Genomic DNA, 15,851 nt, shown 5'->3' on the forward strand with positions numbered 1-15,851 from the left:
TCAAACGAGGTTTCCCTGTTGTCCACGAAGATCCAAGGGGCCATTGCCGCCCTTTCGGCACTGGCCCTGCTCACGGCGTGCACACCGTCGAGCGACGATCCCGACGCGACCCGCAATGGCGCGAACAAGACCGCCGAGGCGGCCGCGGATCCCGTGTTCCGCGTCGGAGCCATCACCTCCGAGGCAGCAGAATCCGCGTCCGAATCGACGCCGACGTCGCAGCCCAGCGATGCGACCTCCTCAGCTGCACCGAGTGAGTCCGCCGATGCGGCGACCGCGATGCCCGGCGCCGGGGACTTCGGCGAGGTGACCGAATCCGGTGACGACATCGACCTCGAGGCCGGCCAGCGGATCGGCATCTCAGTCGAGAACGCAGATCTCAGTGACATCTCCGTCACCGAGGAGGCCCACCCCCGGATCGCGCACGATCCCGGCACGTTCTTCGACGCTTCGGGCACCGCGCTCGAGACAGATGACGACGCCCAGGCCGGTTCGTCGACGCCGAGCTCCACCGAGTCCGGGACCGCCGACGATGGTTCGAAGGACGCCGAAACAGACACCAAGGACACCGCCGAGGCGGTCGCCGCCCCGGACGAATCCGCCGCCTGGATCTCGACCTACGGCCTCGTCGCCGACAGCGAATACACCGTGAAAGTCACCGCCACCACTGCCGACGGAGACGAAGTCGACCTCGACGCAACGATCACCGTCGGTGACAGCGACGGCGCCCCGATGTCGGTGCGCACAACGCTCGCCGACGATCAGACGGTCGGCGTCGCCGCCCCCATCATGCTCAACTTCGGTTCCACCGTGTCCAAGGACTTCCGCGACGATGTCGAACGCCGCCTCTCGGTCAAGGTCACCGATGAAGACGGCAAGGAGCGGGAGGTCGAGGGCTCCTGGGGTTGGCTCTACGACGATCCGCAGTCCCGACTGCATTTCCGCCCGAAGGAATTCTGGCCCGCTCATTCGAAGGTCTCCGTCGACGTCCCGCTCAAGGATGTGCCGACGGGCGAGAACAGCGTGGGTCAGAACGACCTCACCCTCGATTTCGAGATCGGACGCAAACAGGTCGTCAAGGCCGATGCGCAGTCCCATCGTATGACCGTCACTCGTGACGGCAAGACCGTCATGGACTTCCCTGCCTCGCTCGGCGCACCGAAGTCCCCGTCCTACAACGGCACGCATGTGGTCATGTCGAAGGCCGCCGACTATACGATGACCTCCGAACAATGGGACTACGAGACAGATGTGCAGTGGGCGGTGCGCATCCACAACAACGGAGAATTCATCCACGCCGCCCCGTGGTCGGCAGGTGTCCAAGGCTCGCAGAACGTCTCCCACGGCTGCATCAATCTCACCACCGAACGGGCCAAGGAGTACTACGACTCCGCGATCTTCGGCGATCCCGTCGAGGTCACCGGTTCCCAAGTGAGCCTGTCGACCAATGACAGCGACATCTCGGACTGGGTGTACTCGTGGGATGAATGGAAGAAGCTGAGCGCCCTCGATTGAGAGCGCTCAGCTTGCTTGCCTGACTGATGCGGCAGGCTCCTCGCCGACGACTTACTTGTCGAGCTTCTTCACCGCTTTGTCGATCATCGGCACATAGCGCTCGAGCGTCCAGGGGACGGTGAGCGGGTTGATGATCGAGGATCCGGTGACGAAGGGCTGATCATCCGGAGCCACGACGGCCCCGGCTTTGATCGCCGGAATATTCGCATACAGTCCCTGCGATTCGATCTCTTTCCTGTTCTTCTCATCGGAGTAGAAGGTGAAGATGAGGTCCGAATCGTTGAGCTTGTCCGCATTCTCCAGACCGATGAGCGCTGAATCCGTTCCGGGCTCGTCGTAGTCTTTCTTCAGCTCGTCGATGATCGGATCCGGGGTCAGCCCGAGCGCCGAGACCATCGCCACCCGCTGCTCGTTGGGGTAGAAGACGCCGAGGGTGCCGGGGCCCGAGTTGTAGATGAAGGAGAATGTGAGGTCCTTGTATTCCTCTCGCTTCGCCTCTTTCAGCTGCGTCTTGATGTCGTCGACGAGGCCTTCTGATTCCTCTTCCTGACCGAGCGCCTTGCCGATCGTGGTGATCTGCTCATCCCACTTGATCGTCCACGGCTGCTTCGGGTAAGCCACGGTCGGGGCGATGGCATCGAGCTGTTTGTACTGCTCGGCCGTGATTCCCGACCAGGGGGCGAGGATGACATCCGGTTCGAGTTCGGCGATGGCTTCGACGTCGAGTTCCGTATCCCCCTGGAACTGTTCGGGCAGCTTCTCACCCTTGTCCTTCACGGCCTCGTAGATCCACGGCATGTAGCCGGTGTCATCGGATCCCCAGGCATATTCCTCCATGCCGACCGGCGTCTTACCCAAAGCGATCGCAGTTTCCGTCGATCCCTGGCCGAGGGTGACGACGCGTTCGGGCTCGGATTCGATGACCGCTTCACCGAGTGCGTGCTTGATCGTCACGGTCTCGAAATTCGCGGACCCGGATTCCTCCGCGGCCTGCGATCCCTGCCCGCAGGCGGTGGCGGTGAGCGAGAGCGCGACGAGCGCTCCGGCGATGACGGCCCGGCGGCTGTGAGGAACTGACATTCCTGTCCTTTCGACAGTGGTCGGAGCCTGATACGACCCCTCGACATTAACGTAGGCCAGCCTAACTTAACCTACTGCCGTTTCCGCAACACCTGTGAGCCACTTCACGTCAGTCATCCTCATCTGCTGACAGCAGAAACCCTCGCCGAGGCGGCCCTGCCGACCGTAGGCTCACCCCATGACCGACATGCTCCCGCATAGCCCGACCCCGCCGCCGCTGTGGCGTGAGGCGCTCGGCCGCGCTCTCCGACTGCGCCGCACCGATATGGGTCTCACCCTGGCTCAGGTCTCCCACCGGTCCGGGGTCTCGACCCAGTTCCTCTCCGAGATCGAACGCGGGCTCAAGGACCCGTCGTCGGAGGTCATCGAGGCAGTGGCCGAGGTGCTCGAGCTCCAGCTGCCGCAGGTCCTCGTGCTCGCTGCCTTCGGCCTGACTTCCGGGGTCCCTGCGACCGCGCTGCTGTCGGCGACCGATATGACGCGAGCCGCACCTGCTCCGCCGGCAGCGGATCAGGTACGGCTCGCCCTCGCGGCCTGAACGGCTCAGCCGTTCCCGGCCTCGAGCCGGTTCGCCCGCAGCACCTCGAGTCGGGCACGATATTCGGCCTCCTCGATATCCCCCTGGGCGAAGCGCTGGGCCAGAGTCGCCTCGGCGCTCCTCGTTCCCTCTCGTGCCGCAGCCGCCCACGGCGGTCCCCCGGCCTGCCGCCACCGGCGACGGTTGAGGGTCACGATGAGGGTGACGATGAGTCCGATGACGAGGACCCAGAAGATCGGAATGAGGAAGAAGAACGGCCAGGCCAGCGGTCCGTGTTCCATGTGCATGATGCCTCCTTGGCGGGTGTCCACGCCGTTCGTGGACCTGACATCAATGACACACCGCAGGCCGGTCGCTGCGAATCCGCCGAAGGGAGTCACCTGCGCTGCTCCGCACGGAGCAGAACTCAGTGCTCGTTCAGCCAACCGGGCGACACCAGCCCCGATTCGTAGGCGAGGACGACGAGGTGGACGCGGTCTCTGGCCCCGACCTTCGTCATGATGCGCGAGACATGGGTCTTCGCGGTCAGCGGGGAGAGCACGAGCGATTCGGCGATCTCGTCGTTCGACTGACCGCGGCCGACGAGCGCGAGAACTTCGCGTTCGCGGTCGGTGAGAACGTCGAGCCCGGAGTCGGGTTCTGCCTTCAGCCCCAAGGACATGCGGGAGAGCAGGTATTTCGTGACTTCGGGCGAGAGCAGGGCCTCACCGGCGGCCACGACGCGCACGGCGCGGATGAGGTCGGTCGGGTCGGTGTCCTTCAACAGGAAGCCGCTCGCCCCGGCGCGCACGGCGCGGACGATGTATTCGTCGAGTCCGAAGGTCGTCACGAGCACCACGCGGACGGCATCGAACCGCGGATCGGCGGCGATCTCCTCCGTCGCCCACAGTCCGTCTCCGTCGGGCATGCGGATGTCCATGAGGACGACGTCGGCGGGTGCTGTGAGCAGTGCTTCGAGCAGGGCATGCCCTCCGGAAGCCTGGATCGTGACCTCGATATCGTCTTCGGAATCGAGCAGTGAGGCGAAGCCGGCGCGCACGAGCTGATGGTCATCGGCGATGGCGACTCGGATCGGTGTCATCGATGCGGCTCCTCGTCTGGCAGCTCTGCATGGTCGGCGTTCCAGGGGAGGTCGACGTCGACGACGGTGCCCTGCCGACCCTTCGAGGTCAGGGTGAGTGACCCTTTCAGCAGCTTCGCCCGCTCGCGCATGCCCATGATTCCCGTCCCTTCGACTCCGTCTGGGAGTCCTGTCCCGTCATCGCTGATGCTCACCTGCAGCCGATCCGAGTTCCGTGCGATGACGACTCGTGCGCTGCCGGCGCCGGCATGTCTGAGCACGTTCGTCAGCGCTTCCTGGATGATCCGATAGGCGGCTGCGTCCGTTGACTGGCCGGGTGTCTCTCTCACTCCCTCGGAGTCTGTGGCCCGCCGGTCGTCCACCCTGATGTCAGTGGAGCCGACGAGGCGGGAGACCAGCGCCGGAACGGCGTCGAGCCCGAGGACCGGAGCCAAGGGCGCCGGTCCTGAGGCTTCCGCAGCACCGGTGTCGGAGCGCATCGTGTGCAGCACGGTGCGGACTTCGTTGAGCCCTGTGCGGCTGAGTTCTCTGATGGCCGCGAGTGCGGACCGTGCCTGTTCCGGATCGCGGTCGATGAGGTGTTCGCCGACTCCGGCTTGGACGTTGATCTGGGACAGAGCATGGCCGAGGACGTCGTGGAGGTCCCGGGCGATGCGCAGTCGTTCGGCCTGGACGACCTCGGCGTGGCGTGCGCTCTGTCGGGCTGCCTCCTGGCGACGGAGCTCGCTGCGCCGGCGGACGAATGCGCCGATGCCCACGGCGATGGCGAGCCCCATCGTCGCCGAGACCACCCGTCCTACCGACCAGTCGATTCCCAGCAGGGGACCCAGCAGCAGGCAGCCCGCCCAGACTCCCGCCGCCGAGGCGATCGCCCAGACTGCATTTCCGCGGACGATCGCGGCGACGACGGCGAAGAGGAAGCCGGCGTAGAACGGCGTCGTCCCGGGCCCGGCCTCCGCGGGCGTCCAGGGACCGCGGTCGCTCCACGCACCCGGTCCCATGCCGAATCCGCCGGGGCCCGGATCGGGCGTCGCCGCCGCCCACACGAGGACGTCGAGGAGGACGAGCCCTGCCAGTACGGCGACGCGCGGTCCGGGCCACCGCGCTGCGAAGAGGAAGATCGCCGGTGAGAGGACCGCGGTGCCGATGCGGATGATCATCGCGGCCGCAGACGTCTCGGTCGCCGCGGCGAGGACGATGGCGAACGGCAGCTGCAGCACCGCTGCGACGACGGTGAGCAGGACGACTCGCCTGCGCGCGCGGCGGTCTGGACGGTCCGGTCTCATTCTCCGATCGTAGCGACCCGGACCGGACGCCGTCGTCATCCTCGGGGAGTATCTCCGTCCACCTCGGTGAGAGTACGCGGTCAGAGGATGACGTCGACGAGTCCGAAGTCCCGTGCCGCCTTCGCGTCGAGGACGAGGTCGCGATCGAAGTCACGGTGGATCTGCTCCGGGGTCCGACCGGTGCTGTCGGCGAGCATCTCTTCGACGTCCCGCCGTTGCCGGACGATCTCGTCTGCGGCGACGATGAGGTCGGGGATCGTGCCCCGCGCCCCTTCGGCATGCGGCTGTCGCAGCACGGCGCGGGCGTGGGCGAGCATGGCCCGCTGGCCGGGTTCTCCGGCGGCCAGGAGCACGGCCGCATCGGCGACGGCCTGCCCGACGCAGGTTGTGGCCACGGGTGCGCCGATGTGGTGCATTGCGTCGAAGATCGCCGTCATCGCGGTCAGGGAGCCGCCCGGGGAATTGATGTACATACTGATCGGCAGGTCCCGGCTGCTCGAATCGAGGTGGAGCAGCTGCGCGATGATCGTGTTCGCCACCCCGTCGTCGATGGGCACGCCGAGGTAGACGATGCGGTTGCCGAGCAGATGCGAGTAGACGTCGACGATCTTCTCGCTGCCACCGGTTCGGTCGACGACGTTGGGGATCGTGTACTGGCTCATCGGCTTCCTCCGATCTGAGCTCGCAGGTCGGACGGGGAGTCGATGACGCGATCGATGAGTCCGTACTCAATCGCCTCCTCGGCGGTGAACCACCGGTCGCGCAGGGAGTCTTCGAAGATGCGGTCGTAGGTCTTTCCGGTCGCCTCGGCGATCCGGTGCAGGACGGTGTCTCTGACCGATCGGAGGTCATCGCCCTGGAGTTCGATGTCGGCGGCGGCTCCGCCGATTCCGCTCGATCCTTGGTGGAGGAGGATGCGCGCGTGGGGCAGGGCGAGGCGTCGTCCGGGCGTTCCCATGCTGAGAACGAATTGTCCCGCCGAGGCGGCCCACCCGAAGGCGATCGTGACCACGTCGTTGGGCAGAGCGGCGATGGTGTCGGCGATCGCGTGCATCATCGGCACGGAGCCTCCGGGAGAGTTGATCCACAGGTGGATATCGGAGCGCGGGTCCTCGGCGGAGAGGAGGACGAGTCGGGAGATGATCTCCATTCCGTTCTCGTCGCGCAGTTCGCCGTTGAAGACGACGGACCGGTAGGCGTAGAGCATTCGCTGGGATTCGGGGATCGCGGTGGCCGCGTCGGCCTCGTCGGAGTCGGAGAACAGAGGTGGTCGGCTGTGGGGCGAAGAGTTGAGAGTGAACATGCGTCCACACTGGCAGTGCCGGTGGGAGTGGGGAACCCTGATCCGCTCGGCGCGGACGTCTGCCGCTGTGAGCGGACGGACTCAGTTTCTCTGAACGGCCCGCACAGGCCCGCGTGCTAGCATCGACGCACTGGTTAGGGGGCGAGATGATGGCGAATATGTGGCTGACTCTGCAGCTGCTCGTCGTCGTGCTCTCTTCCGATCTCGACTCGGTCGTACCCCAGTCCCCCACTCATCTCATCGTCCTGGCACTCCTCGGTGCGGCCCTGCTGACGCCGATCGCCGCATGGGCGAGCATGGCTCTGCTGCGTGTGCTCTCGCTGTCGGCGCGCCCGCCGTCTCTGCCGGGCACGCGCCGAAGCATCCGCGAATTCCGCATGCCGGAGGAGCCCGGAACTCCAGGTACGGCCCTGCCCAGAGCCCCTTCTTCCGTCGTTCACGCCATCGCCTGAACGACCTGTTCCGTACGGAACGTCTCCCCGCCTCGGCGCGGGCAATTGTCATCAATCGTCACGGTGATGGCCTTCAACGGCCCATTCAACCGCGCCTCAGTGCGCCCTGTCCGAAGGACACTCACCTGTGAACATCTACGAATTCCTGCCCATCCGCCTGCTCGTCGAGGCCGCCTACACGGTGGTCACGGGGATCAGCGACATTCTCGAACCGCTCGCCGGCGGCTTCAGTGCCGCCCTGGCCGTCATCGTGCTCACCGTCCTGGTCCGCGTCGTGCTCATCCCCGTCGGGGTGTCCCAGGTCAGGGCAGGCATCACTCGGAAACGACTGGCCCCGAAGATCAAAGAGCTGCAGACGAAGTACAAGAAGCAGCCCGAACTCATGCAGCAGAAGCTCATGGAGCTGTACAAAGAGGAGAATGCTTCCCCCTTTGCCGGATGCCTGCCGGTGCTGGCACAGACCCCAGTGCTCATGGCCGTCTATGGCCTCTTCATCAATGCGACGATCGGCGGGCACGCCAATGAGCTGCTCGGTCATACGCTCTTCGGTCTGCCCCTGAACACGAGCTTCGTCAGACTGCTCGGCGCCGGCGATCTGACCGGCACCGCGATCACGGTCTACCTCATCCTCGTCGTCCTCATCGCCGTCGTCGCGGGGTTCTCCCGACACCTGCTCACCCCGGCCACACCCGAGACCCCGACCGCTCCCTCGACGAAGACCGGAGCAGATGCTCCGGCGATGCCGGATCTGTCCGGAGTGATGAAGACCCTGAGCTTCATGCCCTTCCTCACCGCGATCTTCGCGCTCTTCGTCCCCTTGGCCGCCGCTCTCTACCTGGCGACGACGACCACGTGGACGCTCGGCGAACGGCTCGTCCTCAACCGCCTCCTCGGCGCGAACGATCCCCAGCCCGAGCAGTCCTCTGCCACCCGCGGCTGACCCGGGACGCGACGCTGCCCGCAGCAACGACAGAGCCCGGGACGAAAGAACGGAATCTTTCGACCCGGGCTCATTCCGGTTCGAACGCGTCACTCAGAGGCGACGGCCGGTACAGGGCCGCCTCGGTGATCAGGCGATGATCGGCTCCGGGCGAGTGTCGGCCACGACCTTGAGTGCGCCGTCAACGACCGTGGCACGCACGGTGCCGCCCTCATCGACCGCCTCGGTGACGAGGAGATCGGCGATGCGGTCGTCGAGCTCGCGCTGGATCGTGCGACGCAGCGGACGGGCACCGAACTCGGGTTCGTAGCCTTCATCGGCCAGCCAGTCGAGAGCCTCTGCCGAGACGTCGAGGGCGATGCCCTGAGCCTCGAGGCGCTGCTTCGACGCGGCCAGCTGGTGATCGACGATGGACCGCAGCTGCTCGCGATCGAGCCGCGAGAACATCACGGTGTCATCGATGCGGTTGATGAACTCCGGCCGCATGAACTCCTTGAGGCGACCCATGACCTTGGCCTTGAGATCCTTCTCCGCGTCTCCCGCAGCTCCGGAGGCGAAGCCCAGCGGAGTGCCGGACATGAACTCGGAGCCGAGGTTCGAGGTCATGATGACCACGGTGTTGCGGAAGTCGACCGTGCGGCCCTGACCGTCGGTGAGCCGTCCGTCGTCGAGGACCTGCAGCAGCAGGTTGAACGCATCCGGATGGGCCTTCTCGACCTCGTCGAGGAGGATGACCGAATACGGGCGACGGCGGACCTTCTCCGTCAGCTGCCCTGCCTCGTCGTAGCCGACGTAGCCGGGAGGAGCACCGACGAGGCGGGACACCGTGTGGCGTTCGCCGAACTCGCTCATATCGAAGCGGATCATGGCCGACTCGTCGTCGAACAGGGTCTGCGCCAGAGCCTTCGCCAGCTCGGTCTTGCCGACACCGGTGGGGCCGAGGAAGAGGAAGCTGCCGATGGGACGGTTGGGATCGGCCATACCGGTCTGGCTGCGGCGGATGGCGCGCGACACGGCGGTCACGGCTTCGTCCTGTCCGACCACGCGGTCGTGGAGGACCTCTTCCATGTTCGCCAGTCGTGCCTTCTGGCTCTGCGTCATCCGCGCTGCCGGGATTCCGGTGGCCCGGGAGACCACATGCGCGATCTCCTGCTCACCGATGATCGCCTCGGCGGCAGCCGTCTTCACGGCCTCCGCGTCCGGGTTCTCAGCGGATTCGATCCGAGCGGTCACCTCGTTGATCTCATCGCGGACACGGCCGGCACGCTCGTAGTCCTCCACCTCGATAGCGGACTTCTTCTCCGCTTCGAGTTCGGAGAGATTGAGCTTGAGCGCGTCGATATCGACCGCGGGTCCGCGCCTGAGCGACATCCGGGCGCCCGCCTGGTCGATGAGGTCGATGGCCTTGTCCGGCAGGAAGCGGTCGGTGATGTAGCGGTTCGACAGCTCCACGGCCGCACGGACCGCCTCGGCAGTGTAGGTGACCTCGTGGAACTCCGCGTAGCGATCCTTCAGCCCGTCGATGATCGTCACCGCATCCTCGACGCTCGGCTCGCCCACGGTCACCGGCTGGAAGCGACGCTCGAGAGCCGAATCCTTCTCGATGGTGCGGTACTCCTTGAGCGTGGTCGCGCCGATCATGTGCAGATCGCCGCGGGCCAGGCGCGGTTTGAGGATGTTGCCGGCGTCCATCGAGTTCGCCTCGCCGTTGCCGCCGGCGCCGACGAGGGTGTGGAGTTCATCGACGAAGACGATCATGTCCCCGTCGTCGGCGATCTCGTTGAGCGCTCCGGTCAGGCGCTCTTCGAAGTCACCGCGGTAGCGCGTGCCGGCGAGCATTCCCGGCATATCGAGCGCGATGATGCGCTTGCCCTGCAGCTGCTTGGGAACTTCGCCCGAGTGGATGGCCTGAGCGAGGCCTTCGGCGACCGCGGTCTTGCCGACACCGGCCTCGCCGAGGAGAACCGGGTTGTTCTTCGTCCGGCGGGCGAGGATCTCGATCGTCTGCTCGATCTCCTCCGAGCGGCCGATGACGGGATCGAGTTTGCCTTCGGCTGCGAGCTCGGTGAGGTCCGTGCCGAACTTCTCCAGTACGGATTCCTGACCGTCCTCGCCTTCGGCCTCCTGGCCGGGGTGCATACCTGCGGCTTCGGCCGCCTCGGCACCGGCCTGCAGTGCAGCCTGGGTGACGCCTGCCTGGGCGAGGATCCGACCGGCGGGCATCTCCTGGTTGAGCACGAAGGCGAAGAACATGTGTTCGGGATCGATGTAGGTCGACCCGAAGGCTCGCGCCACCTGGTAGGCGTCGAGCAGGGCGCGCTGGGCCGAACCGGTCAGCGTGGGCGTGGAATCCGCCTCGGTGTCGGTGCTGGCCGGAAGGCGCTCTTCGATCGCATGGGCGATGGCCTCGGGATCGGCGCCGGCCTGGCGCACGGCGGAGATTCCGGGTTCGGAATCGACCATGGTGCGCAGGATGTGGAGCGCGTCGACCTCGGACTGACCGTGTCGTCCTGCGAACTCCGCGGCCGCTTCGATGACCTCGTGGCTGCGCTTGCTCAGCAGTCGGTTGATGTCGACGGAACGGCCTCGGCGAGCTCCGGTCTGCCCCTGGAGGAAACGAGCGAGGAACTCGTCGAACGAGTCTCCGCCCGAGCCTGCGGGTCCGAAGAATGTGGCCAAAGCTGACCTCCTCTTTCAAAGTTGAGCGTATACGACTCAATCAACAGGTGCATGCGGACATATATTCCCACCTGTCGACCGCCCGACGACGGAGTGTGAACAACATCACCGTCGAGAAATGCATTGAATGCATTTCTGCATTTGGTGCAAATTTGCAAGAGGTGCATAATTTTCTGGTGAGTTCCGAACCGACCGAATCCCTGCGCGAGCGCCAGACCCGTGAGCGCCGTGCGTCCATCCACGCCGCGGCCGTCGATCTCGTCTTCGATCATGGACTCGACGAGGTGACTGTGGCTCGGATCGCGGAAGCTGCGGAGGTCTCGACGCGCACGTTCTTCAACTATTTCCCTACCAAGGAGATGGCGATCGTCGGACTGACGACCTCCGACGATATCGCCGCCGCTCTGCAGCGATTCATCGAGGACTTCGAGCCCCGGCGCGAGCGTCTGGTGGAGGATCTCTCCTTCACCATCCGCGCCGCGTTCGAATTCCTGCTGCCGCGGTCGGCGAACAAGCAGAAGCTGCGCGCGATCCAGGCTCGGCATCCGCACCTCGGCATGCTCAGCATGGAGACGAAACGGCACTACTCCGAGCAGATCATCACCGGCATCCGCCGGCGGATCGAACGTCGCGGAATCACCTTTGCCGATGACGACACCGCCGCACGGGCCACGCGGATGCTCGCGCAGCTGTGCAGCATCCCGCTCGAGCACGCTTTCGCCTCCGCGCGATTCGACACCGAACACGAATTGGACGACGAACGGGTGGACCAGGCGTTCACCTCCTCGATCGAACTGTTCCTGACCCTCTTAGAAAGGCTGAAATGACCACTACCGCCACCGAGCCCGCTGCCGAGAAGCAGCACGGCGCCGAGGAGGAGCCGGAGATCGAGACCTCGTCGGTCATCCTGCTATTCACCGGCCTGATGCTGGCAATGTTCATGTTCTCGCTCAACCAGACCATGCTGGCCACGGCCCTGCCGACCATCGTCGGTGACCTCAACGGCGTCGACCAGATGCTTTGGGTCTCGACGGCGTTCATGTTGGCGTCGACGATCATGATGCCGATCTACGGCAAGTTGGGCGATTCGTTCAACCGGAAGAAGATCTTCATCTTCGCCATCTGCATGTTCATCCTCGGTTCGATCGTCGGCTTCCTGGCCCACAACATGGCCGTCCTCATCACCGCACGCGTCATTCAGGGCCTCGGCGGCGGCGGTCTCATCATCCTCTCGCAGGCTCTCATCGCCGCGGTTGTGCCGGCGCGCAAACGCGGCCCGTATATGGGCATCATGGGGGCGAACTTCGCGGTCACCTCGGTGGCGGGACCGCTGATCGGAGGCTGGATCACCGAGGGTCCGGGCTGGCGCTGGACATTCGCTCTCAATCTTCCGTTCGGCGTGCTCGCGCTCATCGCCGCCATCCTCTTCCTCAAGGTCCCCAAGTCGGATCGGTCGGTCAAACGCCATGTCGATGTCGCGGGAATGATCCTCATCGCCGAATTCACCTCGGCACTCATCCTCACGACTTCGTGGGGCGGGCATCAGTACGACTGGGACGATCCGATCATCATCGGACTCATCGCCATCGCCGTCATCAGCGCCGTCGTCTTCGTCTTCGTCGAACAGGCTGTGCCCGAACCCGTCATCCCGATGTTCGTGTTCAAGGACACGAACTTCGTCCTCTGCACGATCGCCGGCATGTGCATCGCCATCGGCATGTTCGGCGTACTTTCGTACATGCCCACATTCCTGCAGATGGCCCACGGGATCGAAGCGACCAAGGCCGGGCTCCTCATGGTGCCCATGATGGCCGTGATGCTGCCGAGCTCGGTCATCATCGGCTTCGTCGTCTCGAAGACGGGACGGTACAAGTGGTACCCGGTGCTCGGCAGCGCGATCGTCGGCGTCGCCCTCTTCCTCATGGGGACCTTCGTCACGGCCGATCAGAACGTTCTCGTCGTCATCGGCTGCCTGTGTGTGCTGGGCCTCGGCCTGGGACTGTCGATGCAGATGCTCGTGCTCATCGTCCAGAACTCGTTCCCGGTGGCGATGGTCGGCACGGCGACGGCGTCGAACAACTTCTTCCGGCAGATCGGCGGCACGCTGGGCATGTCGCTGATCGGTTCGCTCTTCACCTCGCGGCTGGCATCCAACCTCGAGGACGGCATCAAGTCCCTGGGACCCCAGGGCGCCCAGGCGATGAAGGGCACGGGGTCGAACTCACTGACCCCCGAAGTGGTCAAGTCGCTGCCCGATCCGATCCACTCGATCATCGTCAATGCGTACAGCGATGCGCTGGTGCCGATCTTCCTGTGGGTCTGCCCGCTGGGAATCATCGCGGCAGTCATCCTCATGTTCGTTCGCGAGAAGGCTCTGGCCACGAAGATCGATGCGGGCGCCCCGACGGACCATCAGCGTGAGGTCGTCGCGACCGACAGCATCGCTGTCGTCGAACAGCCTGGTTCGCTGACCCCCTCGGGCACGAGCTCCGTCAGCGATGAGATCGAGTACGAGAAGGCCACGCAGGGTGCCGGAGACTACTCTCTGCGGCCCCGCTCGCCCAAGCACTGATACGCACGTCCACGCAATGACAGCGCAGGCCCCGCAATCGCGGGGCCTGCGCTGTATCGCGGCCGGAGTCTGTCCGCGACTGCCGCGGAACTAGCCTTTCGAGGGCCATCCGTTCGGCTCACACCCCTGCAGGCCCTTCGTCTGCTGCTGCATGAGCGGTGCGGTCTTGCCCGGTCCGGGGCAGGATTCGTGGCCGTGGCCGAGAGCGTGACCGACCTCGTGGTTGATGAGGTACTGCCGGTACTGGACGATATCGTCGAACTCCTCCGTGGCGGAGACCCAGCGCTTGGCGTTGAGGATGACGTTGGGTCCATTGCGGCATGAGAGCTTGCCCAGGGTCCGCAGCGGCAGGCACATCTCGTCGACGGTATCGGGGCTGGCGATGGAGATCATCGTGTCCTGGCCTTCATCGACGAGCTCGATGGAGACGTCGTCCATGTCCTGCCAGCCGCGCTCGTCCTGGAGGGTCTTGATGATGAAGTCGCCGGCCTCATCGACGTCGATGGGCAGGTTGTCTTCGACGCGCAGGGCGACCTTGAACGTCTTGCCCTCGTCGCGGTTGGGTCCGGTCTCCTCTTTCGGCCGGTCCCATTTTCCGCTGCCATGATCGTCGATATCGTCTTCGCTGACTCCGGTCGCTCCTGCATCCTCGACGTTCGCGGTCTCGGTGGGCGTGGGCGACTCACTCGGCTTGGCCTCGGCTGAGTCGCTCGGGTCCGGCGAAGCGGCCTGCGTTTCGGCCGCCTTCGGAGTCGGCCGCGTCTCTTCGTCGGCGGCGGGCGCGCAGGCGCTCAGTCCGACGACCAGTGAGACAGCGACAAGCGAGGTCAGGGTGCGGAGGCGTGGACGGGAGGCGAGACGGGTTCGACTGAGCACGCCTGTGAGTCTATCTCCTGCCGATTCATCGAGAAACGGGTTGCGTGTCGAGAAACGTGCGCACACACCCGTGTCTCGACACTCAGCCCGTTTTTCGGCGAAGTCAGAACTCGAGCACGCCGCCGGGCCCGCGCAACCTGGCACGCAGACGACAGACCGGCCCCTCGACCACCGCGGTGTCACCGGCCCCGAGTACCTCGAGCACCTGCCGCGCCGCCTCGGGCTCCGGCGATTCCGCACGGAAATCGAGCAGTTCGAGGGCGGGCAGGGCCGCCTCGGCGGGATGGACGGATTCGCCCCAGTCGATGAGGAACGGCTGCGCACCATCATGCGGCAATGGAGATCGGGTGGTCAGTCGCCATTCGAGGCGGTCGCCCTCGGCGGTGTCCCGAGCCATGTCCTGGACCTCGCCGAAATCGATGCCCGCGGTGTTCGCGGCCGCGATCTTCGCGAGGAACGCCGGCGGATGGATGGCCCAGGTCTGCAAGGTCGGCTCGGCGGCCAGATGAGCGTCGAGCGGCAGGGTGCCGTCGGCGGGCGGCTCCTGCTGCGGGTCGGGGCCGAGGATCTCGAGGTAGGTGTGGGCTCCCTCCGGCCAACCATCCGGGGTGAGTCCGAGCAGATAGTTCGCGGTCCCTCGCCCCGGGTGCGAACCGCCGGGAACCGCGCGCAGCCCGGTAGCCTCTTCCACGGCGGCGACCCCGGCGTCGAGGTCGGGCACCGTGATGATGAGGTGGTCGAGCTGCGCGGGAATGGTGTTCAGAGAGTCCATGATCCACCCGGACCTTTCAGATGAGCGTGTAGGCCCTCAGTCTCCCCTTCTTCGACATCGAGGGCAATGATGTCGAGTCCGATGCCGAAGAAGTCGAGGACCGAACCTACCGCATCCGGGTCCTCGCTCGCGCCCCACAGGCTCTCGAGTCGGACCGACGGCATCTCCTGCATCGCGGGATGCTCGGAGTCCTTCCAGTCGATGAGGAACGGCTGGATCCCCGACCACGGCAGCGGGGTGTGCCTGGTCAGGCGCCAGTCGAGAACGGCTCCGTCCGGTCTGCGGCGGGTCATGTCATGGACCTCGCCGAGGCGGACGCGCGGTTCCCGTGACCGCGCAGCGGCCGTGACGAAGCCGTCGAAATCGTCCGGACGGATCGCCCACCTCTGCACGGTCGGCGCCGTGACCCCGGCCAACCGCGCGGCCGCCAGCACCGGGTCCTGCTCGGGGTCGGGACCGAGGATCTCGAGGTACGTCAGCGGTTTCGGACCGCTCTGACGTGTGAGTCCCAGCGAATCGGAGAGTTCATCGCTGAGCTCGAGTCCGAGCAGCGCGTTGGCCGTGCCCAAGCCCGGATGCGCACCACCGTCGACCGCACTCACCCCCAGACGGCCCTCACATTGCTCAACATATTTCTGCAGATCTGGGACGGCGATAACGAGATGATCGAATTCCGCACTGTTCAACATGTCTCAATATTAAGCCCCGGATTGACGGTAATTGCACGGATGCGCTTTACTCATGGCATGCGCATCCA

Annotated in this window: 16 protein-coding genes; 6 read left to right on the plus strand and 10 right to left on the minus strand. The window is 65.4% G+C overall.

Annotation, left to right across the window (positions count from 1 at the left end; translation table 11 throughout):
• Window positions 1-18: 18 nt before the first annotated feature.
• The gene (locus ACU4IU_RS04395) at window positions 19-1,515 is read left to right on the plus strand and encodes a L,D-transpeptidase (protein ID WP_446655950.1); all 1,497 of its coding nucleotides are present in this window, start codon (window positions 19-21) and stop codon (window positions 1,513-1,515) included.
• Between the two features lie 51 nt (window positions 1,516-1,566).
• Here the strand turns inward: ACU4IU_RS04395 and ACU4IU_RS04400 are convergent, their stop codons facing one another.
• The gene (locus ACU4IU_RS04400; RefSeq protein ID WP_139469356.1) at window positions 1,567-2,595 is read right to left on the minus strand and encodes an iron-siderophore ABC transporter substrate-binding protein; all 1,029 of its coding nucleotides are present in this window, start codon (window positions 2,593-2,595) and stop codon (window positions 1,567-1,569) included.
• Window positions 2,596-2,773: 178 nt separating this feature from the next.
• Between ACU4IU_RS04400 and ACU4IU_RS04405 the strand changes: the two genes are divergently transcribed.
• Window positions 2,774-3,133, plus strand: coding sequence for a helix-turn-helix domain-containing protein (locus ACU4IU_RS04405; RefSeq protein ID WP_446655951.1), 360 nt, complete (start codon window positions 2,774-2,776; stop codon window positions 3,131-3,133).
• A gap of 5 nt (window positions 3,134-3,138) precedes the next feature.
• On the opposite strand, the gene ACU4IU_RS04410 is transcribed toward ACU4IU_RS04405, so the two are convergent.
• The 5 genes from ACU4IU_RS04410 to ACU4IU_RS04430 all read right to left on the minus strand — a co-directional run bounded on the left by ACU4IU_RS04410 (window position 3,139) and on the right by ACU4IU_RS04430 (window position 6,803).
• Window positions 3,139-3,420, minus strand: a complete 282-nt coding sequence (locus ACU4IU_RS04410; RefSeq protein WP_139469354.1) for an SHOCT domain-containing protein — start codon at window positions 3,418-3,420, stop codon at window positions 3,139-3,141.
• Window positions 3,421-3,539: 119 nt separating this feature from the next.
• A complete protein-coding gene (locus ACU4IU_RS04415) occupies window positions 3,540-4,214 on the minus strand; it encodes a response regulator transcription factor (RefSeq protein WP_446655952.1) in 675 nt (224 codons plus the stop codon).
• On the minus strand, window positions 4,211-5,500 hold the full coding sequence (locus ACU4IU_RS04420; RefSeq protein ID WP_446655953.1) for a sensor histidine kinase: 1,290 nt from the start codon (window positions 5,498-5,500) through the stop codon (window positions 4,211-4,213). The genes ACU4IU_RS04415 and ACU4IU_RS04420 overlap by 4 nt, the downstream gene beginning before the upstream one ends.
• A gap of 80 nt (window positions 5,501-5,580) precedes the next feature.
• On the minus strand, window positions 5,581-6,162 hold the full coding sequence (locus ACU4IU_RS04425; protein WP_139469351.1) for a ClpP family protease: 582 nt from the start codon (window positions 6,160-6,162) through the stop codon (window positions 5,581-5,583).
• Window positions 6,159-6,803, minus strand: coding sequence for a ClpP family protease (locus ACU4IU_RS04430; protein WP_259357019.1), 645 nt, complete (start codon window positions 6,801-6,803; stop codon window positions 6,159-6,161). The genes ACU4IU_RS04425 and ACU4IU_RS04430 overlap by 4 nt, the downstream gene beginning before the upstream one ends.
• Window positions 6,804-6,949: 146 nt before the next feature.
• Here ACU4IU_RS04430 and ACU4IU_RS04435 point away from each other — a divergent pair, with 146 nt between their 5' ends.
• Entirely contained in the window at window positions 6,950-7,255 is a 306-nt protein-coding gene (locus ACU4IU_RS04435) for a hypothetical protein (protein ID WP_172174076.1), read from the plus strand.
• A gap of 127 nt (window positions 7,256-7,382) precedes the next feature.
• Window positions 7,383-8,195, plus strand: coding sequence for a YidC/Oxa1 family membrane protein insertase (locus ACU4IU_RS04440; protein WP_446655954.1), 813 nt, complete (start codon window positions 7,383-7,385; stop codon window positions 8,193-8,195).
• A 129-nt stretch (window positions 8,196-8,324) separates the two neighbouring features.
• Here ACU4IU_RS04440 and ACU4IU_RS04445 read toward each other — a convergent pair whose 3' ends face one another.
• Complete coding sequence (locus ACU4IU_RS04445; protein ID WP_446655955.1) at window positions 8,325-10,874, minus strand: ATP-dependent Clp protease ATP-binding subunit; 2,550 nt, start codon at window positions 10,872-10,874, stop codon at window positions 8,325-8,327.
• A 176-nt stretch (window positions 10,875-11,050) separates the two neighbouring features.
• Here ACU4IU_RS04445 and ACU4IU_RS04450 point away from each other — a divergent pair, with 176 nt between their 5' ends.
• Window positions 11,051-11,701 carry a TetR/AcrR family transcriptional regulator gene (locus ACU4IU_RS04450; RefSeq protein WP_258041884.1) on the plus strand — a complete coding sequence of 217 codons (651 nt, stop codon included), beginning with the start codon at window positions 11,051-11,053 and terminating at the stop codon, window positions 11,699-11,701.
• A complete protein-coding gene (locus ACU4IU_RS04455) occupies window positions 11,698-13,446 on the plus strand; it encodes a DHA2 family efflux MFS transporter permease subunit (protein ID WP_446655956.1) in 1,749 nt (582 codons plus the stop codon). The genes ACU4IU_RS04450 and ACU4IU_RS04455 overlap by 4 nt, the downstream gene beginning before the upstream one ends.
• A 90-nt stretch (window positions 13,447-13,536) precedes the next feature.
• Here ACU4IU_RS04455 and ACU4IU_RS04460 read toward each other — a convergent pair whose 3' ends face one another.
• The 3 genes from ACU4IU_RS04460 to ACU4IU_RS04470 form a co-directional block, all read right to left on the minus strand.
• On the minus strand, window positions 13,537-14,322 hold the full coding sequence (locus ACU4IU_RS04460; protein ID WP_180987817.1) for a DUF3152 domain-containing protein: 786 nt from the start codon (window positions 14,320-14,322) through the stop codon (window positions 13,537-13,539).
• Between the two features lie 103 nt (window positions 14,323-14,425).
• Window positions 14,426-15,094 carry a VOC family protein gene (locus ACU4IU_RS04465; RefSeq protein ID WP_446655957.1) on the minus strand — a complete coding sequence of 223 codons (669 nt, stop codon included), beginning with the start codon at window positions 15,092-15,094 and terminating at the stop codon, window positions 14,426-14,428.
• On the minus strand, window positions 15,082-15,783 hold the full coding sequence (locus ACU4IU_RS04470) for a VOC family protein (protein WP_446655958.1): 702 nt from the start codon (window positions 15,781-15,783) through the stop codon (window positions 15,082-15,084). The genes ACU4IU_RS04465 and ACU4IU_RS04470 overlap by 13 nt, the downstream gene beginning before the upstream one ends.
• Window positions 15,784-15,851: the final 68 nt, after the last annotated feature.

This window comes from Brevibacterium sp. CSND-B09 (genome assembly GCF_052906525.1).